The sequence below is a fragment of the Streptomyces sp. MAI_2237 genome, from assembly GCF_054189285.1.
The window spans coordinates 543205-569441 of sequence record NZ_JAJPGQ010000003.1 but is presented as its reverse complement, the minus strand read 5'-3'; the positions used below and the strand labels follow the sequence as shown (position 1 = coordinate 569441).

The 26237-nt window shown below is 72.1% G+C and carries 27 protein-coding genes and 1 pseudogene; 18 read left to right on the top strand and 10 right to left on the bottom strand.

Translation table 11 applies throughout. The annotated features are described in order from the left end of the window. Positions 1-67: 67 nt before the first annotated feature. The 4 genes from LN251_RS12865 (at position 68) to LN251_RS12850 (ending at position 4247) form a co-directional block, all read left to right on the top strand. Positions 68-883: a zf-HC2 domain-containing protein gene (locus LN251_RS12865; RefSeq protein ID WP_458244564.1), complete on the top strand. Its 816-nt coding sequence runs from the start codon at positions 68-70 to the stop codon at positions 881-883. Beyond that, on the top strand, positions 880-1740 hold the full coding sequence (locus tag LN251_RS12860) for an ABC transporter ATP-binding protein (RefSeq protein ID WP_458244563.1): 861 nt from the start codon (positions 880-882) through the stop codon (positions 1738-1740). Before LN251_RS12865 ends, LN251_RS12860 begins: the two co-directional genes overlap by 4 nt. Beyond that, on the top strand, positions 1737-3272 hold the full coding sequence (locus tag LN251_RS12855) for an ABC transporter permease (protein WP_458244562.1): 1536 nt from the start codon (positions 1737-1739) through the stop codon (positions 3270-3272). The genes LN251_RS12860 and LN251_RS12855 overlap by 4 nt, the downstream gene beginning before the upstream one ends. A gap of 198 nt (positions 3273-3470) precedes the next feature. Continuing rightward, positions 3471-4247, top strand: a complete 777-nt coding sequence (locus LN251_RS12850; RefSeq protein WP_458244561.1) for an ABC transporter — start codon at positions 3471-3473, stop codon at positions 4245-4247. Between the two features lie 505 nt (positions 4248-4752). On the opposite strand, the gene mshD is transcribed toward LN251_RS12850, so the two are convergent. Beyond that, positions 4753-5679: a mycothiol synthase gene (mshD, locus tag LN251_RS12845; protein ID WP_458244560.1), complete on the bottom strand. Its 927-nt coding sequence runs from the start codon at positions 5677-5679 to the stop codon at positions 4753-4755. Between the two features lie 191 nt (positions 5680-5870). Here mshD and LN251_RS12840 point away from each other — a divergent pair, with 191 nt between their 5' ends. From LN251_RS12840 to LN251_RS12830, 3 genes are all read left to right on the top strand, one after another. Next, on the top strand, positions 5871-7667 hold the full coding sequence (locus LN251_RS12840) for a bifunctional metallophosphatase/5'-nucleotidase (protein ID WP_458244559.1): 1797 nt from the start codon (positions 5871-5873) through the stop codon (positions 7665-7667). A 280-nt stretch (positions 7668-7947) separates the two neighbouring features. Further along, entirely contained in the window at positions 7948-8073 is a 126-nt protein-coding gene (locus LN251_RS12835) for a hypothetical protein (RefSeq protein WP_267956035.1), read from the top strand. A gap of 94 nt (positions 8074-8167) precedes the next feature. Beyond that, positions 8168-9952 carry an ABC transporter ATP-binding protein gene (locus LN251_RS12830; RefSeq protein ID WP_458244558.1) on the top strand — a complete coding sequence of 595 codons (1785 nt, stop codon included), beginning with the start codon at positions 8168-8170 and terminating at the stop codon, positions 9950-9952. Here LN251_RS12830 and LN251_RS12825 read toward each other — a convergent pair. From LN251_RS12825 to LN251_RS12790, 8 genes and pseudogenes are all read right to left on the bottom strand, one after another. After that, positions 9942-10673 carry a PH domain-containing protein gene (locus LN251_RS12825; protein ID WP_458244557.1) on the bottom strand — a complete coding sequence of 244 codons (732 nt, stop codon included), beginning with the start codon at positions 10671-10673 and terminating at the stop codon, positions 9942-9944. The genes LN251_RS12830 and LN251_RS12825 overlap by 11 nt on opposite strands. A gap of 51 nt (positions 10674-10724) precedes the next feature. Further along, positions 10725-11693, bottom strand: a pseudogene (locus LN251_RS12820) (pectinesterase family protein); the annotation flags it as partial. A 188-nt stretch (positions 11694-11881) separates the two neighbouring features. Further along, positions 11882-13342 carry a sensor histidine kinase gene (locus LN251_RS12815; RefSeq protein WP_458244556.1) on the bottom strand — a complete coding sequence of 487 codons (1461 nt, stop codon included), beginning with the start codon at positions 13340-13342 and terminating at the stop codon, positions 11882-11884. Continuing rightward, the gene (locus LN251_RS12810) at positions 13339-14076 is read right to left on the bottom strand and encodes a response regulator transcription factor (protein WP_458244555.1); all 738 of its coding nucleotides are present in this window, start codon (positions 14074-14076) and stop codon (positions 13339-13341) included. Before LN251_RS12810 ends, LN251_RS12815 begins: the two co-directional genes overlap by 4 nt. 62 nt (positions 14077-14138) lie before the next feature. Then, positions 14139-14318 (bottom strand): hypothetical protein, encoded by a 180-nt coding sequence (locus LN251_RS12805; protein WP_458244554.1) that lies wholly within the window; start codon positions 14316-14318, stop codon positions 14139-14141. Between the two features lie 33 nt (positions 14319-14351). Then, entirely contained in the window at positions 14352-15506 is a 1155-nt protein-coding gene (locus tag LN251_RS12800) for a S1C family serine protease (protein ID WP_458244553.1), read from the bottom strand. A 131-nt stretch (positions 15507-15637) separates the two neighbouring features. Then, the gene (locus LN251_RS12795) at positions 15638-16660 is read right to left on the bottom strand and encodes a LacI family DNA-binding transcriptional regulator (protein ID WP_458244552.1); all 1023 of its coding nucleotides are present in this window, start codon (positions 16658-16660) and stop codon (positions 15638-15640) included. Between the two features lie 97 nt (positions 16661-16757). After that, on the bottom strand, positions 16758-17537 hold the full coding sequence (locus LN251_RS12790) for a response regulator transcription factor (protein WP_458244551.1): 780 nt from the start codon (positions 17535-17537) through the stop codon (positions 16758-16760). 182 nt (positions 17538-17719) lie between these two features. Here LN251_RS12790 and LN251_RS12785 point away from each other — a divergent pair, with 182 nt between their 5' ends. The 7 genes from LN251_RS12785 (at position 17720) to LN251_RS12755 (ending at position 22871) form a co-directional block, all read left to right on the top strand. Then, positions 17720-18583: an alpha/beta hydrolase gene (locus LN251_RS12785; protein ID WP_458244550.1), complete on the top strand. Its 864-nt coding sequence runs from the start codon at positions 17720-17722 to the stop codon at positions 18581-18583. A gap of 36 nt (positions 18584-18619) precedes the next feature. Next, on the top strand, positions 18620-18874 hold the full coding sequence (locus tag LN251_RS12780; RefSeq protein ID WP_058924521.1) for a MoaD/ThiS family protein: 255 nt from the start codon (positions 18620-18622) through the stop codon (positions 18872-18874). A 2-nt stretch (positions 18875-18876) separates the two neighbouring features. Then, positions 18877-19944, top strand: a complete 1068-nt coding sequence (locus LN251_RS12775; protein ID WP_458244549.1) for a hypothetical protein — start codon at positions 18877-18879, stop codon at positions 19942-19944. Between the two features lie 224 nt (positions 19945-20168). Further along, positions 20169-20921, top strand: a complete 753-nt coding sequence (locus LN251_RS12770) for an LmeA family phospholipid-binding protein (RefSeq protein WP_458244548.1) — start codon at positions 20169-20171, stop codon at positions 20919-20921. A 405-nt stretch (positions 20922-21326) separates the two neighbouring features. After that, the gene (locus tag LN251_RS12765) at positions 21327-22166 is read left to right on the top strand and encodes a sulfurtransferase (RefSeq protein ID WP_458244547.1); all 840 of its coding nucleotides are present in this window, start codon (positions 21327-21329) and stop codon (positions 22164-22166) included. A gap of 70 nt (positions 22167-22236) precedes the next feature. Beyond that, positions 22237-22527 carry a DUF1416 domain-containing protein gene (locus LN251_RS12760; protein ID WP_058924525.1) on the top strand — a complete coding sequence of 97 codons (291 nt, stop codon included), beginning with the start codon at positions 22237-22239 and terminating at the stop codon, positions 22525-22527. Positions 22528-22610: 83 nt separating this feature from the next. Beyond that, complete coding sequence (locus LN251_RS12755) at positions 22611-22871, top strand: DUF3099 domain-containing protein (RefSeq protein ID WP_058924526.1); 261 nt, start codon at positions 22611-22613, stop codon at positions 22869-22871. Here LN251_RS12755 and LN251_RS12750 read toward each other — a convergent pair. Continuing rightward, positions 22865-23227 carry a DsrE family protein gene (locus LN251_RS12750; RefSeq protein WP_058924527.1) on the bottom strand — a complete coding sequence of 121 codons (363 nt, stop codon included), beginning with the start codon at positions 23225-23227 and terminating at the stop codon, positions 22865-22867. The two genes, LN251_RS12755 and LN251_RS12750, sit on opposite strands and share 7 nt — an antisense overlap. A 174-nt stretch (positions 23228-23401) precedes the next feature. On the opposite strand from LN251_RS12750, the gene LN251_RS12745 reads away from it, so the two are divergent. The 4 genes from LN251_RS12745 to LN251_RS12730 all read left to right on the top strand — a co-directional run bounded on the left by LN251_RS12745 (position 23402) and on the right by LN251_RS12730 (position 26209). Continuing rightward, positions 23402-24193 (top strand): hypothetical protein, encoded by a 792-nt coding sequence (locus LN251_RS12745; RefSeq protein WP_458244546.1) that lies wholly within the window; start codon positions 23402-23404, stop codon positions 24191-24193. Further along, positions 24190-25110, top strand: coding sequence for a hypothetical protein (locus LN251_RS12740; protein ID WP_458244545.1), 921 nt, complete (start codon positions 24190-24192; stop codon positions 25108-25110). Before LN251_RS12745 ends, LN251_RS12740 begins: the two co-directional genes overlap by 4 nt. Beyond that, entirely contained in the window at positions 25107-26006 is a 900-nt protein-coding gene (locus tag LN251_RS12735) for a hypothetical protein (RefSeq protein WP_458244544.1), read from the top strand. The genes LN251_RS12740 and LN251_RS12735 overlap by 4 nt, the downstream gene beginning before the upstream one ends. A gap of 65 nt (positions 26007-26071) precedes the next feature. Then, on the top strand, positions 26072-26209 hold the full coding sequence (locus tag LN251_RS12730; protein WP_162494004.1) for a hypothetical protein: 138 nt from the start codon (positions 26072-26074) through the stop codon (positions 26207-26209). Positions 26210-26237 lie beyond the last annotated feature (28 nt).

The window sequence follows — 26237 nt, the reverse complement described above, 5'->3', positions numbered from 1 at the left end:
GGCGCGCCCGGCGAAGTTCCTTCGGCGGCACGTGTGCGCGTGCCTCGTGGGCGTGGGAGGTGGCGGCGTGACGTGGCATGTGGAGGACGACGATCTGCGGGCCTACGCGCTCGGTGAGCTGGCGGCGCCGATGCTGTGGTCCGCCGACGCGCACCTGATGGCGTGCGGCCGGTGCCGTGAGGTGCTCGCCCGCGTGGGGCAGCCCGTCGACGCCGGCTGGGAGCGGCTGGACGCCGAACTCGACGCGCCCCGGCCTGGCCTCGTCGAGCGGCTGCTGCTGCGGGCCGGCGTCGCCGACCACGTCGCCCGGCTGCTCGCGGCCACCCCTGTGCTGCGCCGCTCCTGGCTGGGGGCCGTCGTCGCGGTGCTGGCCACGTCCGTCGCGGCCGCGCAGACCGCCGGCTCGCTCACGCTCTTCCTGGCGCTCGCGCCGCTGCTGCCGCTGGCCGGGGTGGCGCTGGCGTACGGGCCCGCACTGGACCCGACGTACGAGATGGCGGTGGTCTCCCCGATGCACGGGTTCCGGCTGCTGATGATCCGCACGATCGCCGCCCTCACCGCGGGCCTCGGCCTCGACGGCCTGGCGACCCTCGCCCTGCCCGGCTACGGCCTGCGCGTCCTGACCTGGCTGCTGCCCGCGCTCGCCCTGACCTCGACCGGCCTGGCGCTGTCCGCCCGGCTCGGTCCGGTGCTCGCGCCGTCGCTGGTCGGCGGCGTCTGGGTGGCGCTGCTGCTCGCGGCGCACGCCCACGACACCACGGCGACGCTCGCGCCGTTCACCGCGCTCGGCCAGGGGGTGGCGGCGGCCGTCGCCGCGCTCGCCGGCGGGCTGCTGTTCCTCTCACGTGACCGTTTCGACCGCCTCCAGGGGAGTGCCGTATGACACCCACCGTTTCCGCCTCCGGGCTCTGCCTCCGTTACGGCGGCACCCGGGCCCTCGACGACGTGTCACTGCGGCTGACACCGGGCGTCACCGGCCTCATCGGCCCCAACGGCGCCGGGAAGACGACCCTGTTGCGGGTCCTGGCCACCGCCGTGCCCGCCGACACCGGCGCCTTCACCGTCCTCGGACACGACCCCGCCACCCCGTCCGGCCGCCAGGACGTGCGCCGCAGCCTCGGCTATCTGCCCCAGACCCCCGGCTTCCACCCGGACTTCACGCCCTTCGAGTTCGTCGACTACGTGGCCATCCTCAAGGAGCTCACCGACCGCGGCGCCCGCCATCGCGAGGTGCGGCGCGTGCTGGAGCGGGTCGACCTCGGTGACGTGCGCGGCAGGCGCATCAAGAAGCTGTCCGGCGGCATGCGCCAGCGGGTCGCCCTCGCGGCGGCCCTGGTCGGCGACCCCGGCTTCCTCGTCCTCGACGAGCCGACGGTCGGTCTGGACCCCGAACAGCGCATGCGGTTCCGGGAGTTGATCGCCCAGGCCGGCGAGGGCCGGACGGTGCTGCTGTCCACGCACCAGACCGAGGACGTGGCGATGCTCTGCCACCGCGTGCTGGTGATGGCCGGCGGCACCATCCGTTTCGACGGCACCCCCGCCGAACTGGCCGAACGCGCGGCCGGCCGGGTGTGGAGCAGCGCGGAACGCGACCCCGGCGCGAAAGCGGGCTGGCGCACCGGCACCGGCTCCTTCCGCAACGTCGGCACCCCGCCGTCCGGCGCCGACCTCCTCGAACCCACCCTGGAGGACGGCTACCTGCTCACCCTCGACGACGCGGGCGCGGAGGTGGCGGCATGAGCGCGGTGCTGGAGACGACGGTGCCGCCCGTCGCCGTGCCGGAGCGGCGCCCGAAGTGGGCGGACGTGATCGAGCTGGCCCGCTTCGAGGCACGCCAACAGCTGTGGTTCCTGCCGGTGTTCGCCACGCTGCTGCTGTACGTCGGCTACACCGTCTGGCGGTTGCTGGTTCCCCCCAACGGCATGGCCGCCTACCCGGCCCTGCAGGACGTCGACAGGGCCACCCAGAGCGGGCCGCTGCTGGTGGGCATCGCGCTGTTCGTCTGCGTCAACCGCGCCGCCCTGCGCGACCGGCGGCGGGGCACCGACCGGCAGGTCGACGCGGCGCCCATGGAGCCGTGGCGGCGCACCCTCGCCCACGTACTGTCCGTCGTCCCGTACGCGGTGCTCACCGCGCTGGTCGTCATGGGCTCGTTCACCTGGCAGGCGCTCAAGCCCGGCGCCGTGGGCCACGGCTCACCCGCGGAGCTGGCCGTCGGCCCCCTCTGCGTCCTGCTGTTCGGCGCCCTCGGGGTCCTGGCCGCCCGCCTGATCCCGTCCTCCTTCGCCGCCCCGCTCCTAGTCGTCGGCCTGTTCGCCGGCGCGATGTTCCTCTCGGCCGGCACGGGCGACGCACCGTGGTCCCGCTGGCTGTCGCCCGTCGTCAGCGAGAACAGCGGGGACACCCTGCCCTCGGACCTGATCGGACGCCCCGCCGCCTGGCACGCCCTCTACCTCACCGGCCTCGTGCTCCTCGTGGCCCTCGGCGCCCTACTGGCGGGCGGCGGCCGGACCCGCGTCCTCAAGGCGGGCCTCGCGGGCGCGCTGGCGCTCACGCTGGCCGGCGCGGTCGCCCAGTCGGGCGGTGATACACCGCAGTTGCGGGCCGCCCGGGAGCGGGCCTCGGTCAGCCCCGAGAAGGAGCAGACCTGCGTGCGGCGCGAGGGCTCCACGTACTGCGCGTTCCCGGAGTGGACGGCCCGCACGGCCACCTGGGCGAAGGTCGTCGACGAGGTGCGGTCGCTGGCCGGCGGCGCCGCCCACACCCAGCCCCTGCTCGTACGGCAGCGCGTCGAGGCCCGCTACGGCCTGGACAGCTCCTCCGCGTTCGAGCCCTTCGCCGACCCCCACCGGGTGACCGTCGGCACGGCCTGGGGCGGCAACCGTGTCCCCGAGTTCTCGGCCGCGGTCGCCTCCGTGCTGGTCGCGGGCGACGAGAAGACGGCGGGTGACATGTGCGACGGCCGCATGGTCACGGTGATGTGGCTCGCCCTCGCCTGGCAGGACGACCCGATGCAGTCCCTGCGCAACGTGCGCCTCGACGACAGTGTGAGCGGCTCGGCGATCGTCCTGTCCCCGACGAACCCGCTGCGCATGACGGGGGCCCAGACGGACGTCGTCCGTGAACTGCTGGGCAAGCGGAAGGGCGACGTCGAGGCCGCGGTGAAGGCGCACTGGACCGAACTGACGGCCCCGAAGCTGACGACGGCCGACGCGGCCCGCGTGCTGGGGACCGCGGTGCCCAAGGGGGGCGAGGAGAAGTGCGAGAGCTGACACGGGCCGAGGCGGGGCGGGGTGACGTGTGGTGTCTGGTACGGGAGTTGGCGGTGCCGATGGGCACGACGGCCGACGCGGCGCGGCTGCTGCGGGCCACGGTGCCCAAGGGGGGGGCGAGGAGAAGTGCGAGAGCTGACGAGGGCCGAGGCGGGGCCGGGTGACGTGTGGTGACTGGCAAGGGAGTTGATGGTGCCGATGGGCACGACGGCCGACGCGGCGCGGCTGCTGCGGGCCACGGTGCCCAAGGGGGGGCGAGGAGAAGTGCGAGAGCTGACGAGGGCCGAGGCGGGGCGGGGTGAAGTGCGGCGGCTGGTACGGGAGTTGGCGGGGCCCGTGTTTCGGACGCTGCCGTGGCGGGCGGTGGCCGCCGGCAGCCTGCTGGGGCTGGTGGCGGCGGCGGTTCCCCGTCTGTCGGACGGGGCGGGCGGGCCCTGGGTGGCCCTCAACCTCCTGCGGGCCGCCGTGCTGGCCCACGCCCTCGCCCTGGCCTTCCTCCTGGACGACCGGGCCCGCCACACCACGGCGGCGGTGCCGACCCGGCGCCCGCTGCGCTCCGCCCTCCGCCTCGCGCCGGTCGTACCGGTCACCGCGCTGTGGTGGACGGCCGCACTCCTGCTCGTCCCGTCCTCGGTGCGCCCTCCGACGGGCGCCGTCACCCTCGAAGCGGCGGCGGCCTGCGCGTTGGCGCTGGCCGGGGCCGCCCTCGCCGTCCGCCTGTCGGACGAGCCGCGGCCGGGGCAGTCGGTGGCGGGGGCGCTGCTGGTGACGGCCGTCCTGGCGGTGCTGCTGTGGCCGCACCGGTGGCCGCTGTTCGTCGCGCAGGGCGACGCCAAGTGGGCCGGCGCGCACGAACGGTGGGCATGGCTGCTGGCCGCGGCGCTGCTGGTGCTGGGAGCGTGCCTGCCGGAGCCGACGCGCGGACGGCTGCGGCGCCGGCAAACCCGACGGCCCCTCAGCCCGTCCGGCGCCTGAAGGCACCTTGAGGCCGCCGGCCTCCGAGGGTCCCTTGAGGCGTCCGGCGCCTCGGGGCGCCTCGGGCGTCCGGTGCTTCTGAGCAACTCGGGCGTCCGGTGCTTCTGAGCACCTCGGGCGTCCGGCGCCTCGGGGCACCTCGGGCGTCCGGCGCCTCCGGGCAACTCGGGCGCCCGGTGCTTCTGAGCACCTCGGGCGTCCGGTGCTTCGGGGCACCTCTCGCGCGTCCGGCGTCTGAGGACACCTCGCGTCGCCGGCCGCCTCAAGGCCCTGCAAGCGGCCGACCGCCTCAAGGCCCTGCAAACCGGCCGCCCGCCTCAGGGCACTGCAAGCGTCTGGCCGCTTCAAGGCCCTGCAAGCGGCCTGCCGCCCAGGACTCCTCGGCCTGCCGCCTCGGGGCTCCCCGGCCGGCCGCCCCAGAACTCCTCGGGCCACCGGCCCTGGGATGCCCGGGCGTCCCAGGGCCACTGACCCCTGGGACGCCCGGGCGTCGGCCCGCCGTCGCTCAGGTCTCCGTGCGGTACATCAGGTCCGTCTCGTACGTGACGAATCCCAGGCGCTCGTAGACGGAGACGGCCGTCTTGTTGTCGGCGTCGACGTACAGCATCGCGTTCGGCAGGCCCTGCCCCGCCAGATGCCGCAGTCCGATCGTGGTGAGCGCCTTGCCCAGGCCCCCGCCCTGCTCGCCGGGCCGCACGCCCAGTACGTACACCTCGCCCAGCCCCTCCTCGGCGTGGACCTTCGTCCAGTGGAACCCGATGAGGTCGTCGCCGCGGAAGGCGAGGAAGAAGCCGGCCGGGTCGAACCACGGCTCGGCCATGCGGTCGTCGAGGTCGCGCTGGGTGAGGGAGCCCTGCTCGGGGTGGTGGGCGAAGGCGGCGGCGTTCACCGCGAGCCACGCGGCGTCGTCCCGGCCGGGGACGAAGGCGCGGACCGTCACCTCCGGCGGCAGGACCGGGTCGGGCAGGTTCAGGCCGGTCAACGGCCGCCGCATCTGGCGCAGTTCACGGAACAGCGTCAGGCCGAGGACCTGCGCGAGGTGCCGTGCCGCCGAGTGCCCGCCGTGGGCCCACACCCGCAGCCGCTTGCCGGACGCGGCGAGCAGCGCCGTGCCCAGCGCCCGCCCGTGGCCGTGCCCGCGGTGGGCGGGGTGGACGACCAGCTCGGCGGCGGGCGCCTCGACCGGGTCGGTGTCCTCCAGCTGGGCGTAGCCCACGAGTTCGCCGTCGACCGTGAGCAGCAGATGCGAGACGCCCTCGCGCGCTCCGCCGCGCAGCTGCAGGCGCCCCTGTTCCGACACCGCCTGCCGGCCGTCGGTCAGGGCGGCCTCGGCCAGGAGCGCGAGCACGGCCTCGGTCTGCTCGCCGGTCAGCGCGGAGTGGGTCTCGATGGAGCGGGGGCGGCCCGTGCGTGCGATGTCGTCGCTGGTCATGCGTACGAGGGTAAGGGGCGGCCGCGGCAAAGTGGCGGCATGGGACGAAGGGAACACAAAGGCAAAGCGGAGGACAAAGGGAAACCAGGATGTAACCAAGAACCCCCTGTTGTGCTACGCGCGTTGACTCTAGGCTGCGCCGGACGGAGCCGTGCCGTTCGGCGACATCCAGCAGACCCACAGGGGGGCGCATGCCAGCCACTTCCCAGCCGTATCCGCAGCGCAGACGCGCGTACCGGCTGTTCGCCGCAGCCGCCGGTCTCGCCACCGTCGGCGCCCTCGCCGCCGCGCTTCCCGCGGACGCGCACGAGAACAGGGGCGGCCACCACCCGAGCCGCTACCAGGACGTGCAACTGCTGTCCTTCAACGACCTGCACGGCAACCTGGAGCCGCCGTCGGGCTCCTCGGGCCGGGTCACCGAACTGCAGCCGGACGGCACCACGAAGACGATCGACGCGGGCGGCGTCGAGTACCTCGCGACCCACCTGCGCGAGGCCCGCCAGGGCAAGGCGTACTCCATCACGGCGGCCGGCGGCGACATGGTCGGCGCCTCCCCGCTGGTCTCGGGCCTCTTCCACGACGAGCCCACCATCGAGGCGCTCAACAAGCTCGACCTGGACGTCACCTCGGTCGGCAACCACGAGTTCGACGAGGGCTCCAAGGAACTGAAGCGCCTGCAGTACGGCGGCTGCCACCCGACCGACGGCTGCTACACCGACGAGGGCTTCGAGGGCGCCGACTTCCCCTACCTCGCCGCGAACGTCCTCGACGAGAAGACGAACAGGCCCATCCTCAAGCCGTACTGGGTCTGGAAGAAGAAGGACGTCCGGATCGGCTTCATCGGCGTGACCCTGGAGGACACCCCCGGTGTCGTCTCCGCGGACGGGGTCAAGGGCCTGAAGTTCAAGGACGAGGTCGAGACCATCAACAAGTACGCCAAGGTGCTGCGGGCCCAGGGCGTGAACTCCATCGTCGCCCTGATCCACGAGGGCGGCCTTCCGGCCTCCGGCGCGTACAACTACGACTGCGACTCCTCGGGCGCCGGCGCCGGCATCTCCGGCCCGATCGTGGACATCGCGAAGAACATCACCCCGTCCGTGGACGCCCTCGTCACCGGTCACACGCACGCGGCCTACGTCTGCACGATCCCCGACCCCTCGGGCAGGCCGCGCATGGTCACCTCGGCCGCGTCCTTCGGCCGCCTCTACACCGAGACCACGCTGACCTACGACCGCCTCACCGGCGACATCGTGCGGACGGCGGTGAAGTCGGCGAACCACGTGGTGACCCGGACCGTCGCCAAGGCCCCGGACATGACGGACCTGATCAGCCGCTGGAACACCCTCGCCGCCCCGATCGGCAACCGTCCCATCGGCTACATCTCCGCCGACGTCCCCAACACCGGCACCGAGTCCCCGATGGGCGACCTGATCGCCGACGCGCAGCTCGCGTACGGCAGGAAGCTGGACCCGGAGACCGACCTGGCGCTGATGAACCCGGGCGGCGTGCGGGCCGGGCTGACCTACGCCGCCAAGGGCGGTGAGGGCGACGGAGTCGTCACCTACGCCGAGGGCTTCACCGTGCAGCCGTTCTCCAACACGGTGAACCTGCAGGACTTCACGGGCGCCCAGCTGATCCAGGTGCTCAAGGAGCAGGTCAGCGGCACGAACACGGCGGCGCCGAAGATCCTGCAGCCGTCGGCGAACCTGTCGTACACCCTCGACCTGACGAAGACGGGCGCGGACCGCGTGGTCACCGACTCCATCCGGCTCAACGGCGCCGCGATCGACCCGGCCGCCACCTACCGTGTCGCCACCAACAGCTTCCTCGCGGGCGGCGGCGACGGCTTCACCACGCTGGGCCAGGGCACGAACGACCTCGTCGGCACCGACGACCTGGCGGCGCTGGCGGAGTACCTGACGGCCAACTCCTCCGCGAGCGGCCCGCTCGCGCCCCCGGCCGCCAACCGGATCGCGATCGTGCAGTAGCCACCACCGCCCACCAGGGGCCCGGCGCCGACAGGCGCCGGGCCCTTTCGCTTTTAAATTCTGTGTAAGTACCGGTTCGGTTCCTGAATTGACATAAGAATCTCTCACAGCATCAACTCAGGAACCTCACAGTGGAATTGGCCTTTTCTGCGTCCGGGAATGCCGTAGTGTTTTCCATGTCGAAAGCGAACAGCGCCCGACGGAGCGCCGACCGGTAGGCCACCAGCGCTGACGGAATTCTTTCGACAATTCACGCACGTAAATCGAGAAAGGCACGGACATGAGCTTCAAGAAGATCGCCCCGGTGAAGAAGAACGACTGCAAGAAGGCCGCCCCGGCCGCCGCCAGGAAGCCGGCCCCCAAGAAGCCCGCCCCGAAGCGCCGTCCCGTCGGCCACCAGGGCTGAGACACACCGCGCGGCGGGGTCACCGGTGGGCGAACGAGCCCGCCCGGTGGCCCCGCCCGGCCATGTCCGCACCGCATGAAGGGAGTTGTCGACGATGACCGAGGTCCGCGCGGCCTTCGGCCGGTTCTGGCCGCTGACCCGCGGCGACCGCAGATGGCTGGTGACGATCGTCGCCTGCGTGATCGTGTCCGCGCTCGCCGAGACCGCCTCGATCCTGCTGTTCGCCGAACTCACCGACAACGCCCTGAAGGCCGGCTCGCTCTCCGCCTTCTGGGGCCCGGCCGGCGCCTGGCTCGGCGTGGCCGCGCTCGGCGCCCTCGTCGGCTACCTCGGCAACTCGCTCGCCACCTGGACCGCGGAGAGATTCGTCCTGCGCCTGCGCGCAGGGGTCTTCCGGCACGTCCAGGACCTGCCGCCGCACTTCTTCCAGCAGCACCGCCAGGGCGACCTCGTCGAACGCCTCACCGGCGACGTCGAGGCCATCGAGCAGCTCGTCGTCTCCGGAGTCGTCGGCACGGTCTCCGCCGCCTTCTCCGCCGTCTTCTACGCCTGCGCCGCCCTCTACCTGCGCTGGGACCTGGCCCTGGCCACCTTCGTCCTCGCGCCCCTCTTCCTCCTCGCCGCCCGCCGCTTCTCCGGCCGCATCAGAACCGCCTCCCAGGACGAGCGGGTCGCCGACGGCGCGATCACCTCCGTGGTCGAGGAGTCGCTGGGCAACATCGTCCTCACCCAGGCCTACAACCGCCGCGCGGACGAGGAACGGCGGCTCGACCGTGAGGCCCGCGCCTGGATGCGGGCGAGCGTGCGCGGAGCCCGGCTCAGCGAGATGTACGAGCAGTTCGTCGAGGTCGTCGAGACCCTGTGCGTGCTCGCCGTGATCGGCCTGGGCGTCTGGGAGATCTCCGCCGGGCGCATGACGCTCGGCCAGCTCCTGGCGTTCGCCGCCTTCATCGGCTACCTCTACCCGCCGGTCCGCAGCCTCGGCCAGCTCGGGCTCACCCTGACCGCGGCCACCGCGGGCGCCGAGCGGCTGAACGACATCCTGGACGCGCGCCCGGCCGTCACGGACCCCGCCCGGCCGGCCGCCGAGTGGCCCGTGCGCGGCTGGATCGGCTTCCACCACGTCTCCTTCCGCTACCCCGAGTCCCGCCGCGCCTCCCTGCGCGACGTGACCTTCTCGGCGGGGCCCGGTGAACTGGTGATCGTCACCGGGGCGAGCGGCGCCGGGAAGTCGACCCTCTCCAAGCTCCTGACCCGCTTCTACGACCCCGCCCAGGGCGTGATCACCCTCGACGGCGTCCCGCTGACCGACCTCTCCCTGCGCTTCCTGCGCGAGAACGTCGCGCTGCTGCCCCAGGAGACGCTGATCCTCAACGGCACGATCCGCGAGAACATCGCCTGCGGCCGCCCCGGCGCGAGCGACGAGGAGATCCGGCGGGCGGCGCGGGAGGCGGCGGCGGACAACTTCATCACCGCACTGCCCGAGGGCTACGACACCCCCATCGCCCCCGGCACGGCCGCCCTCTCCGGCGGGCAGCTCCAGCGCATCGCCATCGCCCGCGCCATGCTCCGCGCCGCACCGGTCCTGGTGCTGGACGAACCGACCGCGGGCCTCGACGCGGTGGCCGCCCGCCAGGTGGTGACCCCGCTGCGCAAGCTGATGGCGGGCCGCACCACCATCATGATCACGCACGATCTGAGCCTGGCGCCGGACGCGGACCGCATCCTGGTCGTCGACCGCGGCCGGCTGGTGGAGACCGGCACCCACCCCGAACTCCTCGCGCGGGGCGGCGCCTACGCGGCCCTCGCCCAGCCGCTGCCGGACGCCGTGGCCGACCGGCCGCAGGCGACGGACGAGACGATGATCCTCAGGTGGTAGGCCGCAGGGCCGACCACCGCTGCAGGACGGCGCCGAGGAGCCCGAAGGTGACCAACGGTACGACCACCAGCAGCAGGAACAGGTGCTCGGGACGGCCGGTCACGATCTCCCAGAAGTCGACCGCGAACATGGCGAAGAACACCGCGAGCGCGCTGTAGCCGGCCCGGATCCACGCCTTGCGCCGGGCCGCTCCCCGCCGGATGAGCTCCTCGACCCGCGGCTGCGGCTCCCAGGCCAGGCTGCGGTACGGGGCGGCGGCCAGGCACAGCTCCGAGACCTCGGCGTACGGGTCGCCCACCTGCCAGTCGTCGAGGTGCCAGAGCAGGTGCCGGCGGCCCTCGACGTCGTACAGGTAGGTCAGCCACCTCGGCCCCTGCGAGCCCGAACCGCGCAGGGCGGGCTCGACCCGGATGTCGTACACGTCGGCCCAGTACCAGGATCGCGAGCGCAGGCGGCCCTGGACGGTGATGCCGGAGGCCGTGACACGGGTGTGCGCCCGCAGCTGCTCCAGGGCGACCCGGACGAGGGTCGCCGTGAACAGCAGGCCCACCGACAGGGGCATCCAGAGTGGTGAGCCGTGACGATCGCTGGACGGATCGTCGAAGCGGCCCGCGTGGAAGAACGCGTTCCCGCCGATCAGCACCGCGACGCCGAGCTGCAGCAACGGCGGCCTGCGCCGTCGTCGGTACACCCGCTCGATAGCGCCCGTGTCCCCGCCCATACGCCCACCCCATTCTGTTCGAGGTGATCGTAAGGCGGGGACCTTCGGGCGTCAGGAGGCGGTCGGCGTCCAGTCGCCCAGCCAGTCCGCGATCTCCTGCTGGGCGGCCTGGGCGTCGGTCAGCTGGGGCCGGTCGCCGCTCGCCGCACCCGAGCCCGCGCCGGTGTTCCGGTACTCGGCGAACCGGTCGTCCTTCCAGGAGAAGCCGCTCATGTCGGTCCACGGGGCGGTCCGGATCGCGGCACTGAGGCTGGTGTTGCGGACGGTGGTCTGCGGGTCGAGGCTCGCGTCGCCGCCCGCGTGCCAGGGCCGCCCGAGGTAGAAGGAGCGGTCGGAGACGTCTCCGCCGATCGTGGAGTTGGCGATCAGGATGCCGTGGCGGCCCGCGGCGGTCGACGGGGCGGTGACATATCCGGCCGAGGTGCCGTTGTAGCGCTTCTTCAGGGTGATCACCGACCTGTCGATCACCGCGGTCGCCCGGCCGAAGACGAAGTCGACGTTGCCGATGACGTAGGAGTCGGCCATGTAGACCCGGCCCAGCCGGTCCTTGGACGCGGTGTCGAGGAGCAGGGTGTCCTGGTCCCCGCTGACGATGACGCCGTCCAGGAACACCTTGTCGGCGCCGGTGCGCAGGGCCACCGCCTGCTGGGCGATGTCGGTGTGCGCGGCCTCGTCGAAGTCGTTGGAGATGGTCAGGTTGCGGGCCTGGAAGTCGTCGGCGTCCACCGCGACGGTCGCGCTGCCGCCGGTGCCGTACGTCCCCGAGCCGTCGGGCTTCCGCGTGCCGGACGCGTTGTTGTAGACGATCACCGTGTCCTTGCGGCTGCCGCCGGTGCCCTGGAGGGTGACGTGCGGTTTGTTCGCCGGGACCTTCACCAGCTCGCGGTACGTGCCCGGCTTGACGGAGATGACGACCCGAGAGGTGTTGTTCGCCGGTACGGCGTTCACCGCGGCCTGCACGGTCCGGTACTGCCCGCTGCCGTCCTGGGCGACGGTGAGGGTCGTGGCGGCCGCCGCCGCCCTGGCCTCGGCGCCGGGGAGCAGACCGTACGCGACGGCCGAGCCGGCCGCCAGGACGAGCGGGACGGCCACGGCGAGCGCGGCCCTGGACCGGGGGTGCTGGGACATGGGGGGCTTCCAATCCGTGCGGGGACGGGGGACCGCTGATGGGTCGTCACCCCACGGGGAAAGGTTGCCGGGTCGCCGTCCTACCGCGCCGCGTCCGGTGGGGGCGTCGGCGCGCCCGGCAGCCGTACGGTCACGACGGTCCCGCCGCCCTGCGCACGCTCCAGCGTCACCTCGCCGCCGGCCTGCTGGACCGTGCGGGCCACGATGGACAGCCCCAGCCCGGAACCGGGCAGCGCGCGGGCGCTCGGGGAACGCCAGAAGCGGTCGAAGACGTGCGGGAGTTCGTCCTCGGGGATGCCGGGGCCGTGGTCGCGCACGGTCAGGACGCCCTCGCCCAGCCGGACCTCGACGGTGCCGCCGTCCGGGCTGAACTTCACCGCGTTGTCGAGGATGTTGACGAGCGCCCGCTCCAGGGCGGAGGGCTCCGCGCGGACGTACCACGGCTCCAGGTCGGCGGTGATCGTCAGCTCGGGGCCGCGCAGCCGGGCCCGGCGCAGGGCCGCCTCCGCGGTGTCCCGCAGCGAGACGACCTGCACGCGCTCACCCCGCTGCCCCTCCGACCGCGACAGCTCCTGCAGGTCCCCGATCAGCGAGGCCAGCTCGGTCATCTGCGCCTTCACCGAGGCCAGCAGCGCCTTGCGGTCGGCCTCGGGGAGGGGCCGGCCGGTCTCCTCGCTGCGGGTGAGGAGCTCGACGTTGGTGCGCAGGGAGGTGAGGGGCGTACGCAGCTCGTGACCGGCGTCCGCGATGAGCTGCCGCTGCAGCTCGCGGGAGCTGGCCAGCGAGGAGGTCATCGAGTTGAAGGAACGGGACAGCCGGGCCACCTCGTCCTCGGCGTCGTCCTCCACGGGGATGCGGATGCCGAGGTCCTCGGTCCGCGCCACGTGCTCGACGGCCTCGGTCAGCTTGTCCACGGGCCGCAGCCCGGCCCGGGCGACGGCGAGGCCCGCCGCGCCCGCACCGAGCACACCGATGCCCGAGACGAGGAGGAGGATGAGGGCGAGGTCGTTGAGGGTCTTCTCCGTGTTCTTCAGCGGCAGGGCGACCAGAAGAGCCGCCTTGGAGCTGACGCCCGTGTCCCGGTCGGTGATCGCGAAGCCCGGCAGGGCCAGCACGCGGACGGCGTTGCCGTTGGAGTCGACGCTGTTGTGGAAGACGCCGTCGCCGTCGTTCCCTTCCTTGATCAGGCGCTTGTCGGTCTGGGTGACCTTGACCGTCCCTGCCGAGAAGGGCAGGACGCAGGTCCGCCCCGTCTCCGAGACGACCTGGAAGTAGGTGGTCGGCGGCGGCTTGCCGGAGTCCTGGGTGACCTTCGTGGTGCAGTGGTTGACCGCCTGATCGGCCTGGTCCCTCAGCGGGAACTGCCGGTTGCCCAACTGCTTCTGCAGATCGGCGTTGAGCTGCTCGTACAGCTTCCCCTGCACGATGAACCAGCACGTCACCGACACCGCCGCCACCGCGAACGCGACCGCCGCGGCGACCAGCATCGCCAGCCGGGAGCGGATCGGCAGCGTCTGGAAGCGCCGTAGGACCTTCTTCACTCCGCCCCGCCCTGCCGCAGCACATACCCCACGCCCCGCACGGTGTGCACGAGCCGCGGCTCGCCGCCCGCCTCCGTCTTGCGGCGCAGGTACATCACGTACACGTCCAGCGAGTTGGACGACGGCTCGAAGTCGAAGCCCCACACCGCCTTGAGGATCTGCTCCCGGGTCAGCACCTGCCTCGGGTGCGCCATGAACATCTCCAGCAGGGTGAACTCCGTGCGCGTCAGCTCCACCTGCCGTCCGCCCCGCGTCACCTCCCGCGTCGCCAGGTCCATCCGCAGGTCGGCGAAGGTGAGCGCCTCGTCCTCGTCGGCCGTCGCGGCGCCGGCCGCGGCGGCGTAGGAGCTGCGCCGCAGCAGCGCGCGGACGCGGGCGAAGAGCTCGTCCAGCTCGAACGGCTTGACCAGGTAGTCGTCGGCGCCCGCGTCCAGCCCGGTGACCCGGTCGCCGACCGTGTCGCGGGCCGTCAGCATCAGGATCGGCGTGGTGTCGCCCGCGCCGCGGATGCGGCGGGCCGCGGTCAGGCCGTCCATGCGGGGCATCTGGATGTCGAGGACCACGAGGTCGGGGCGGTAGGCGGTGGCCTTGTCCAGCGCGTCGGCGCCGTCGACCGCGACCTCGGTGTCGTACCCCTCGAAGGCGAGGCTGCGCTGGAGTGCTTCGCGCACGGCCGGCTCGTCGTCGACGATCAGGATGCGCTGCGGTTCACGGTCGCCGTCGGCGGGGCTCATGGGATCCGGTTCCTCGGGTGCGGTGGGGTGCGGGGAGCTGACGATCTCAGCGTCGCACGGTTTCAGGCCCGTACGGTACGGCGGCGGGTGCGGGCGGCCGTCGCCCTGCGCCCGGCGACGCGGGCGGGGGCCACCTCGGTGGCGCGGCCCGCCGGGGCGTGCAGTTCGTACGCCACCTCGAGGGCCAGGGTGAAGGCGGCCGGGCCGGTGCCGGCGCCCGGGTGGGAGACCTGATGGACCATGACGTACTCCTTGCTGTGGCGGTGGTGCGTGGGTCAGCTGGTGGAGCCCGACCGGAGCGTGGCCAGGTCGGCCTTGACGGTGTTGATCGGGATGGCGAAGCCGAGGCCGATGCTGCCGGCGTCCGAGGAGGACGAGCCCGAGGAGGAACTGGCGGAGTACATCGCGGAGTTGATGCCGATGATGTTGCCGCCGGCGTCGATCAGCGCGCCGCCGGAGTTGCCGGGGTTGAGGGAGGCGTCCGTCTGGATCGCCTTGTAGGTCGTGGTGGAGGAGCCGGTGTCGCCGTTGAACTGGCGGCCGCCGAACTGGAACGGCCAGTTGCCGCCGCCCTGCTGCTGGCCCTGGCTCTCGTCGGTGGAGACGGTCACGTCGCGGTCGAGCGCGGAGACGATGCCGCTGGTGACCGTGCCGGACAGGCCCTCGGGGGAGCCGATCGCCACCACCGTGTCGCCGACCTTGACGCCGCTGGAGTTGCCGAGGGTGGCCGGCTTGAGGCCGGAGGCGCCCGACAGCTTGATCAGGGCGAGGTCCTTCTTGCTGTCGGTGCCGACGACCTTCGCGGTGTACGACTTGCCGTCGCTGGTCGTCACCTTGATCGACTGGGCGCCGGAGACGACGTGGTTGTTGGTGACGATCTCGCCGCCGCTGGTGATGATCACGCCGGAGCCGGTGGAGGTGCCGTTGCTCAGCGTGGCGCTGACCTCGACCACGCTCGGGCTGACGGCGGCGGCGATGGAGGCGACGTCGCCCTTCTTGCTGGACGGCACCACGCTGGCGGTCGTGGAGCTGCTCGCGGCGGTGTCGGTGCCGGTGAGCTCCTGGAAGGCGTACGCGGTGCCACCGCCTATCGCCGCGGCCACGATCGCCACGGCGGCCAGCAGGGCGAAGGGACCCCTGGCGCGCTTCCGGGCGGCCGGGGCGGCTCCGGGCGCGGGCTCGGCGGGGACGGTGGGGAGCACCGCCGTACCCCCGCCGTCGCCGCCGCCCTCTGCGCCGGCCATGGCCTGGGGGCCGCCCGGCCACGCGGGGGTGCCCGGCGCGGCGCTGACCGGCTCCGCCTGCGCGGGACGGTACGCCGGCGGGGGCGGCCACTCCGGGTTCACGGGGGAGGAGGAGTGCTGCCGGGCGCCCTGGTAAGGGTTCTCGTACTGCTCGTACTCGCCGTCGCGGCGGAAGCTCTCGGTCATGCCATCGAGCTTGTCGCGCGACCATGAGAGCTTCCTGAGTGCCCGCTGAGAACGCCGCCAGAACTCCGTATGCCCGATATAAAGGCGGTTCCGGCGGTCGGCGGGGGTCTCTCAGAAACCCTTCAGAAAACTCAGTCGCAGCCGCAGGACCGGCGGACGACCAGCCGGGACGGGAAGGTCTTCAGCCGCTCCCGTCGGGCGCCGGCCACCCGCAGGCCGTCGTCCAGGACGAGGTCCACGGCGGAGCGGGCCATCGCGCTGCGGTCGGAGGCGATCGTCGTCAGCGGCGGGTCCGTGAGCGCCGCCTCCTTGATGTCGTCGAAACCGGCCACCGCCAGCTCGCCGGGCACGTCGATGCGCAGCTCCCGCGCGGCCCGCAGCACACCGATCGCCTGGTCGTCGGTGGAGCAGAAGACGGCGGGCGGCCGCCGCGGCCCGGCAAGGATCTCCAGCGCTATGCGGTACGCGTCGTAGCGGTTGTACGGCGCCTCGAACAGCCGCCCCTCGGTCGGCTTGCCGGCCTCCTCCATCGCGCGCCGCCAGCCCTCGACGTGGTCGGAGACCGGGTCGCCGACGGCGGGTGTCTCGGCGGTGCCGCCCATACAGGCGACGTAGTCGTACCCGTGCTCCAGCAGATGCTGCACGGCGAGATGGGCGCCGCCGAGGTCGTCGGTGACGACGGCGACGTCGTCGATGGCCTCCGGCCGCTCGTGCAGCAGGACGACCCGGGCGTCCCAGGCGTCGATCTCGGCGGCGGCGAGGTCGTTCAGGGCGTGCGAGACGAGGATGAGGCCCGAGACCCGCATGCCGAGGAAGGCACGCAGGTAGTGGACCTCGCGCTCGGCGACATAGTCGGTGTTGCCGACGAGGACCATCTTCCCGCGCTCGGAGGCGGCCTGTTCGACCGCGTGGGCCATCTCGCCGAAGAAGGGCTGGCGCGCGTCCGGGATGATCAGGCCTATGAGGTCCGTCCGGCGGGACGCCATGGCCTGGGCGACCCGGTCGGGCCGGTACCCCAGCTCCTTGATGGCGGCGAGGACACGCTCGCGCGTGGCCGGGGCGACCGGCCGGGGTCCGTTGTTGATGACGTAGCTGACCACGGCGGTGGAAGTCCCCGCCAGCCGCGCCACATCGTCCCGAGTCACCTTGGCCACGCGCGGAGTCTACGCGGATATACCCGGTCCGGGCAGGGCGAGCGGAACCTTCCCGCGGTACCTCCCGTGCGGAGGCAATGCCCTGCCCAGGGGCGGGTCATGCGTCGGCCGGCACCTCGGCGTCGTCCCGTGCGGACGCGGTGTCCGCATCCTCCGCCTTCGCCCGGTCTGCCGCGGCCTTGGCCTCGTCGGCGACGCGGTCGGCCTTCTCGGGGGTAACGAATCGATAACCGACGTTCCGGACGGTGCCGATCAGCGACTCGTGCTCGGGGCCGAGCTTGGCCCGCAGCCGCCGTACGTGCACGTCGACCGTGCGGGTGCCGCCGAAGTAGTCGTAGCCCCAGACCTCCTGCAGCAGCTGCGCGCGCGTGAAGACGCGGCCCGGGTGCTGGGCGAGGTACTTCAGGAGCTCGAACTCCTTGAAGGTGAGGTCGAGGACCCGGCCCTTGAGTTTCGCGCTGTAGGTGGCTTCGTCGACGGACAGGTCGCCGTTGCGGATCTCCATGGGGGAGTCGTCGTTGACGATCTGCTGCCGGCCCATGGCCAGGCGGAGCCGGGCCTCGACCTCCGCCGGGCCGGCGGTGTCGAGCAGGACGTCGTCGATGCCCCAGTCGGCGGTGACGGCGGCGAGGCCGCCCTCGGTGACGACGAGGATGAGCGGACAGCCGGGTCCGGTGGAGCGCAGCAGCTGGCACAGGCTGCGGACCTGCGGGAGGTCGCGTCGGCCGTCGATGAGGATGACGTCGGCGCCGGGGGTGTCGACGAGTGCGGGGCCTTCCGCCGGCGCCACGCGAACGTTGTGCAGCAACAGGCCGAGTGCCGGGAGCACCTCCGTCGACGGCTGGAGGGCATTGGTCAGGAGCAGCAGAGAACTCATACGTCTGGTTCCTCCTCGGTCCCTGCGAGGACGTGTGCGGTGCGTCACCTGCTCTGCGATCCCGAAGGCCCCGTACACCAGCGGTCACCTGGAGTTTCCCGCTTCGTATACAACGCTTCCGAAAGCACAAAAGGACCCGGGGGCTACGCTGCCCGAGTCCTCTGCCCAGCAGAATAGCCCACATGAGCTCTCCGTCGGCAGGTCATGTGGGCCGTTCCACCGTCCGTCCGAATCCCGAGACGATCAGACGTGCACCTTTGCGGACGATTCTCCACACGGACGACGGAGTGGCGATCGATTCCGTATACGATCCGCCGGCCGCCGTATACGACACCTCCGCGCTACCTCGCGTCGACCTCGTGTTCGTCGTCGCCCACGGCTTCACCGGCGATGTGGACAAGCCGCACGTACGGCGGGTGGTGGAGGCGTTCACGCAGTTCGGGGCCGTGGTCTCGTTCTCGTTCCGCGGCCACGGCGCCTCCGGCGGGCGCTCGACGGTGGGCGACAAGGAGGTGCTCGACCTGGCGGCCGCGGTGCGGTGGGCGCGGGGGCTCGGGCACGCGCGCGTGGCGACCGTCGGGTTCTCCATGGGCGGCTCGGTGGTGCTGAGGCACGCGGCGCTGTACGGACCGGAGCGCGGGGGGCGCACCGAGGCGGGCACGGACGCGGTGGTCTCGGTGAGCGCGCCGGCCCGCTGGTACTACCGGGGCACGGCTCCCATGCGGAAGCTGCACTGGCTGGTGACGCGCCCGGAGGGCCGCCTGGTCGGCCGCTACGGCTTCGGTACGCGTATCCACCACCGGGAGTGGAACCCGGTACCGCTCTCCCCGGTGGAGGCCGTCCCGAGGATCGCTCCGACCCCGCTGCTGATCGTGCACGGCGACCGGGACGGCTACTTCCCCCTCGACCACCCCCGCATGCTGGCCGCGGCCGCCGGTGAGCACGGCGAGCTCTGGGTGGAGAGCGGCATGGGCCATGCCGAGCACGCGGTGACCGACGAGCTCCTGGCCCGCATCGGGGGCTGGGCCGCCGGTGCGGCGGGCTAGCCTGACGTCGTACACAGCCGACTGATTGAGGAACGGATGCCAAAGGTCACGGTGCGCTACTGGGCCGCCGCGAAGGCCGCGGCCGGGGTCGCCGAGGAGCCGTACGACGCGGCCACCCTCGCCGAGGCGCTCGACGCCGTGCGCGAGCGACACCCCGGCGAACTCGCGCGCGTGCTGCAGCGATGCTCGTTCCTGATCGACGGTGACCCCGTGGGGACCCGCGGGCATGAGACGGTACGGCTGGCCGACGGCGGCACGGTCGAGGTGCTCCCGCCGTTCGCAGGAGGGTGAGGATGACCGAGCAGCCGTACCAGAACCAGGATCAGAACCCGTACCAGCAGGGGTACGACCCCCAGTGGCAGCAGGCTTACGACGACCAGTACGCCCAGCAGTACACGCAGCAGTGGCAGGGGCAGACCTGGGAGACGCAGGTGCAGCCACCGGTGTCGTACCAGGAGCCGCAGCCGCAGGCTCAGCCGTATGACTATCCGCCGCAGCAGCAGGCGCAGCCTCAGTCGCAGTCGTATGTCCCGGCTCCCGAGGAGGCCCGGCCCGCCGGTGCCTCCGAGGCCGCTCCCGCGTACGGTCCCGCGACCATCGGCGGGAACACCCGGGTGACGGACGCCCAGCGGGCGCGCATGGAAGGCCGTTCCCCGATCATCGAACCGGGGATGCAGCCGGCCGCGCTCACGGCGCTGCTGGGCCTGCTGCTGTCCGGTGCGGCGGCGGTCGGCTCGTACGCCCTCCTCGTCCCGCTCGTCGCCCTCCAGGCCGTCACCGCGGCGGGCTGGTTCCGGCTGAACGGCATGTGGCCGGCGCGGCAGGGCATCGCCCTCGCCTTCCTCGGCGCGCTGGCCGCGGACGCCGCGCTGCTCGCCGCGGGCCGCAGCCACGGGCCGGCGGCCATCCTCGGCACCCTCGGCGTCTGGGTCCTGCTCTCCCTGGTCCTGCAACTGCGCTCGCACGCCGACCCGGACGAGCGGATGTACGGCCTGATGGCCACGGTCGCCTCGGCGGCGCTGGCGATCGTGGCGGCCGGCTACCTCGCCGCCGCCACGGACGCGGTGACCGTCGGCGCCGCCTCGGTCGCGGTGGCCGTCCTGGCCCGCGCCCTGCCGCTGCCGACCCCGGCGTCGGTCGTCGTCGCCCTGCTCGCCGCCGCCGGCGCGGGCATCGCGGTCGGCGGCATGACGGACTTGGGCACCAAGGGCGCGGTCCTCGGCGCGGCCGCGGCGGTGTGTGCCCTGATCGGCCACCGGGTGGCGAGCTACGACTACCCGTCGAGGTTCGTCCACTTCACGGCAGGCGTCGCCCTCCCGCTGAGCGCGGCGGCCCCGCTGGTGTGGGTACTGGGCCGGTGATTCCCAGCCCGTCCGGCGTTTGAGGACGAGGCCCGCAGGGCCGAAGCGGGGGTCTGGGGGCTGCAAGCCCCCAGGAGCGCCCCCGACGACCCGCGAGCCTCGTCACAGCTGATCGACAATGTGCCGGCCGAGCCCCCGGCCAGGGTTACGCTCGCGAACGGCGGCCACTCGAACCCCGAGACCGTCAGACCTTCGCCGTTGTCGGCCAGTTGGGGGAACACCGGATGCGCGCCCTGCGAATACTCCTGATCGTCGTCGTGATCCTCGGCGGTCTCTTCGTGATCGCCGACCGCGTCGCCGTCCACTTCGCCGAGAACGAGGCCGCGGACAAGGTCAGAACCACCGAGAACCTGGCCTCCACCCCGGACGTGTCCATCAAGGGCTTCCCGTTCCTCACCCAGGTCGCCTCCGGCGAGCTGGACGACGTGCAGATCGGCATCAAGGACTACGAGGCCGACACGGGCGCCGGCACCGCCGGGAACAGCGCCGGTGTGCCGAAGACGATCCGGATCGACGACCTGAAGGCCGACATGAAGGGCGTCTCCTTCTCCGGCGACTACAGCTCCGCCACAGCGACGAGCGCGACCGGCACCGCCACCGTCGCCTACGACGAGCTCCTCAAGGCGGCCAAGTCCCAGCCGACGCAGATCTTCCCCGGCATCAAGGCCCAGGTCGTCGACCTGTCCGACGGCGGCAACGGCAAGATCAAGGTCAACATCAAGATCTCGACCCCGGCCGGCGCCCGGACGTACCCGGTACTCAGCTCGGTCACCGTCCGCGGCGACTCGGTGCAGGTCCACGCCGACGATCTGCCCAAGCTGGTCGTCGACCTCGCCGACGCCCGTATCCGCTCGATCACCGACTTCCGGCAGACCATCGACCGGCTGCCCGGTGGCGTGAAGCTGGAGAGTGTGCAGGCCGCACAGAACGGTGTGGAGATCACGGTGAAGGGTTCGAACGTCAGGCTCGCGGGGTAGGACGAGCCCGGCGGACGGCGGGATCGTCCACAAGGTGAGACGCCGTAGTCCGAACCGCAGATGTGAGGGGCGGTACGTCCGTCCCCGCGCCGTCCCGGCCTGCCCTGGACCCGATGCTCATCCCACATCCCGGACGATCCCGTCTCACCATACGACACGCCGGTGACACGCCCGCCTGTCCGTCCCTACGATCGACCACTATGAAGCGACAGGCGGATCTCACGAAGCGGCGGGCAGTAGACCTGTGCCGCGTCGCCGCCATGCTCTGTCGCCCCTTCTGAGCGGACGGCGCAGGCCTCCGCATCCCCCCGCCCTGTTCAGGGCACCGGTGCGCCGCCCCCGTACGAGCGCGCGTACCCCTCACACTCGTATGCCCCGCCGCAACTGCCCCGGAGGAGAAAGAGCATGAGCCGCAGCGACGTCCTCGTCGATGCCGACTGGGTCGAGGCCAACCTCGACGACCCGAACATCGCGATCGTGGAGGTGGACGAGGACACGTCCGCCTACGAGAAGAACCACATCAGGAACGCGATCCGCATCGACTGGACCAAGGACCTGCAGGACCCGGTCCGCCGGGACTTCATCGACCAGGAGGGCTTCGAGAAGCTCCTGTCGGCGAAGGGCATCGCCAACGACACCCTGGTGATCCTCTACGGCGGCAACAACAACTGGTTCGCGTCCTACGCCTACTGGTACTTCAAGCTCTACGGCCACGAGAACGTCAAGCTCCTCGACGGCGGCCGCAAGAAGTGGGAGCTGGACGCCCGCGAGCTGGTCGAGGAGGTCCCGGAGCGCCCGGCGACCGACTACCGGGCCAAGCCGCAGGACACCTCCATCCGCGCCTTCCGCGACGACGTCGTGGCGGCGATCGGCTCGCAGAACCTGGTCGACGTCCGGTCGCCCGACGAGTTCTCCGGCAAGCTGCTCGCCCCGGCCCACCTGCCGCAGGAGCAGTCGCAGCGCCCGGGCCACGTCCCCAGCGCCCGCAACATCCCGTGGTCGAAGAACGCCAACGACGACGGCACCTTCAAGTCGGACGAGGAGCTCAAGGCGCTCTACGCCGACGAGCAGGTGGACCTGGCCAAGGACACCATCGCCTACTGCCGTATCGGCGAGCGCTCCGCGCTGACCTGGTTCGTCCTGCACGAGCTGCTCGGCGTGGAGAACGTCAAGAACTACGACGGCTCCTGGACCGAGTACGGCTCCCTCGTCGGCGTGCCGATCGAGCTCGGCGCCAACAAGTAACCACCCCCCCCGCAGAAAACCCGGAAACCCGACCGGCCTTCCTCCGGTCAGACCCCTCTTGGAGAAAGACATGTGTGGAGCGAAGGCCGGCGGCCCCGACGCCTCGACGATCAAGCCCGGTGAGACCACCATCCAGGGTCAGGTGACCCGCGACGGCGAGCCGGTGACGGGCTACGTCCGTCTGCTGGACTCGACCGGCGAGTTCACCGCCGAGGTCCCCACCTCCGCGACGGGCCAGTTCCGCTTCTACGCGGCCGAGGGCACCTGGACCCTTCGCGCGCTGGTCCCCGGCGGCACCGCCGACCGCACGGTCGTCGTCGCCGAGAAGGGCGCGCTCGCCGAGGTCGCGATCGCCGTCTGAGACACCGGTCACGGCGAAGGGCCGCACCACGGGTGGACACCCGCGGCGCGGCCCTTCGTGTTGCCCGGGCCTACCCTGGAAGCATGCTGGCCCGTCGCCGTCGTACGTATTTCGCCATGATGGGCACCTGCGTGGCGCTGTTCGTCCTGGCCTGGGGAGTCGTCCGCATCTGGTCGGTCCCGGCGGCCGTCGCCATGTGCGTGGTGGCGATGGTGATCCCGCCGGTCGCCGCGATGGTCGCCAACCGGCGCGGTCCCGACGACCGCTGGTGGGACGACCCGTCCGGCGACCCGCAGTCGGACGAGTGGTGGGACGAGCTGGACGGCAAGAAGCGCCGTCAGTAGACGAGCGCCTGCGTGTCCTCGCCGAGCGCCTCCTGGACGAACACCTGGGCCCCGGCGATCCGTACGCCCTCGATGACGTCCTTCTCGGTGATCTCCCGCCGGGCCGCGCACTGCGTGCACAGTGTCACGCGGCCGCCCGCGAGCAGGGAGTCGAGCAGATCCGGCAGCGGGGCGGCGTGCGGAAGCTCGAACCCGGCCGCCCGGCCCGGCAGCGCGAACCACGCGGACTCGCCGGTCAGCCACAGGGAGACGTCGACCCCACTGGCCACGGCCACCGCCGCCACCGTGAACGCCTGCGAGCACCGCTCGGGGGCGTCCGCCCCGGCCGTCACCTTGATCACGAGCTTCTTCGCCATGGCCGAATCGTAATCAACGTCCCTACAACTCCGGCCCCGGGCCGTGAGTCTCCTGTGAGCGCGCATACGGAATGCGTGCTTCACGTTTTGTGGGGGGACGTCTTGGAAGTACCCGAAGTGCCCGGCCGGCCGAGAGAGCCGGAAGGACCGGAAGAGGCGACGGCGGAGGCGCCCGTGGCGCCCGAGTCGCCCGTGACGCCGGTCGCGCTGCCCGCGGAGCCCGCCGGGGTCACCGTGCCCGCGGAGCCCGCCGTGCCGCGGCGGCGGCGTCGTGGCCGTACCGCCCTGCTGATCGCCTGTGCGGCGGCCCTGGGCGTCGTCGCCGGCACCTGCACCGGCTACCTGATCCAGGCCGACCGCAAGCCGACGACGCTGCCCTCGCTGTCCCAGCCGACGCTCGGCCGGGCCAAGGGCGACGCTCCCGAGCCGCTGTCGGCCGCGCAGGACCGCCAGGTGAAGGTCGAGGGTGACCTGCGCAAGCTGCTGGTGAAGAAGCCCGCCGGTGCGAAGAACTCCTCGTGGCTCACCAGTGACGGCTGGATGGACCTGGCCGAGTACGCCGACAGCTACGAGAAGCCGGGCACGATGTTCGGCAACCTCGTCCGCGACGAGTTCCGCCGCGCCGCCGTCACCGGCTGGACGGTCGGCAACCACCAGACGACCGAGATCCACCTCGTCCAGTACCGCCAGCAGCAGTCCCTGGAGGCCGCCGACGCCAGCGACAACGGCCAGTACTGGGCCGCGAAGAAGGCCGGCACCGACAGCTGGCCCATCCCCGGCACCGGCAGCGGCATGGTCTACGTCCACACCAGGCCGGAGACGAAGGCCGGCTACGTGCCCGTGTACGGCGCGGAGGCGTACGCCTACCGCGGGGACGTCGTCCTGGAGATCTGGATGTTCGACACCAGTCCGATCCCGAAGGCGAAGATCATGGACCTGGCGAAGCGGCAGATGGAGCGGCTGTGAGCGAGAACCCCAACGAGCCGGCCGTCCAGCCGGCGGACCAGCACGTCGACCAGCGGGTCGAGCCGCCCGTCGTGCCCTCGCCCGAGCCGCTGGCCGCACCCTCGGTCGAGCCGCTGGCCGCACCCTCGGTCGAGTCGCCCGAGTCGGTCGCGCCGCCCGCGCCGCCCGCCCGTAAGCCCCGCAATCGCGGCCGTATCGCCGCCGTGGCGGCCTGCGCGCTGCTCGCCGTGGCCGTCGTGGCGGGCGTCGGCTACACCGTCGTCACCGTCGACGGCGCCGACCGCGACGCCGGTGCGGCCGTCTGGAAGTTCCCGAAGCCGAAGGCCCCCGAGAGGAAGGAGGCCCCCGCGAAGGGGCTCTCCGGGCTGCTCGTGGCGTACGGCGACGGCTGGAAGCGCGGTCCGGACTTCGGTCAGTTCGCCGCCGACTCCGAGCTCGGCGCCGCCCAGGCCACCGCGCTGCGCAAGCAGTCCGTGCGGGACCTGCCGCGCACCGAGCGCAAGCAGCTCGAGAAGCTGATCGACAAGGAGCACGTCAAGGGCATGGCGATGCGCAGCTACGCCAAGGAGGCGGGCAGCGCGTTCTTCACGGACACCGCCGTCACCGTGAACATCACGCTGTCGCGGATGGAGAGCCCCTCCGTGGTCCGCAGGCTCTCGAACTCGCAGAACGCGTTCTTCGGCTCAGTCGACATCTTCCGCAAGGGCCCGAAGATCAAGGGCCACACCAACGCCCAGTGCTTCCTGCCGCCCAAAGGCCTCGACAAGCACCTGGACGCGATGTACTGCTCCGCCTTCCAGGGCAACATCCTGGTCCACGTCACGGCCAGCGGCGTGAAGCCGTTCGACTCCCAGGGCGTTGCGGATCTCCTGGCGGACCAGCTCAAGCGCATCGGCGACCCCGGGGAGGCGGTATGACCGAGCAGACGGAACAGCAGCCCATGACGACGCCGCCCATGACGACGCCGCCCATGCCGGAGGCGCCCATGCCGGAGGCGCCGCCGGTCCAGCCGCAGTCACTGCCGCAGGACGAGCTGCAGCCCCCGGTCAAGAAGGACCGCCGCGTGCTGCGCGCGGTCCTGCGCTGGACCGCCGCCGTCACCGCGTTCGCCGCGGTCGGGGCGGGGACGGCGTACGGGATCACCGGGATGCAGCGGACCGACCTGCCGGGCCTCGCCACGCAGTCGGACGGGCGCTGGGACTACCCGACGCTCACCAGGCCGCCGCTGCCGTCCGGCAGCCCGGAGCCCTTCGACGTGCGCAACACGGCCGGCACGCACTACGCCGATCTGCGCGCTCTCCTCCTGCCCGCGCCCAAGGGCGCGGTGGCGGACGGGAAGCTGCGCGGCACGGACGGCTGGCTGGCGACGAAGGACTTCCTGGCCGAGTACGCGCAGAAGGAGACCCGGAGCGACCTGAAGCAGTCGTTCACCGACGACGGCCTGCGGCACATCGCGGCCCGCGGCTGGACGACCCCGGACGGCACGCACACCCGCGTCTACCTGCTGCAGTTCGGCACGGGCGCGGTCGTCGACGACCTGTTCTCCAGCGAGGCCCCGGCCGACGGCCCCACCGACCAGCTGCGCGGCACCATCACCTCCGTCTTCGACGACGACTTCCCGAGCGAGGCCCATGACTTCAACGTCGACTACTCGGCCTACGTCGAGACGACGCCGTACGGCGCCGAGCAGACCCGGCAGGCGTACCTGTCCGCCGGTGACGTCCTCGCGGTGATCGTGCAGTCCAGGAAGGGCAAGGCCAAGGCCGTGCCGTTCCGGCAGACCGTGGCCCTGCAGAGCCAGCTTCTCGGCTGACCGCGTCACGGGCGTACCTCACACGGAGCACCGGGCCCCGGCCGCGTAAGCTGGGGCCCGGCCCTGTGTACGTACAGCACACTCCGCTCAACAAGGAGCACGTCGTGGAGATCTTCTTCGAAACCCTGCTGGTCCTGGTCTGCGTCGGCGTCCTCGCCTTCGCCTACCTGACCGTGAAGAAGCTGTACCAGGGCCAGCGCTGAAGCCTCTCCAGCAACTCCTCCAGGAATA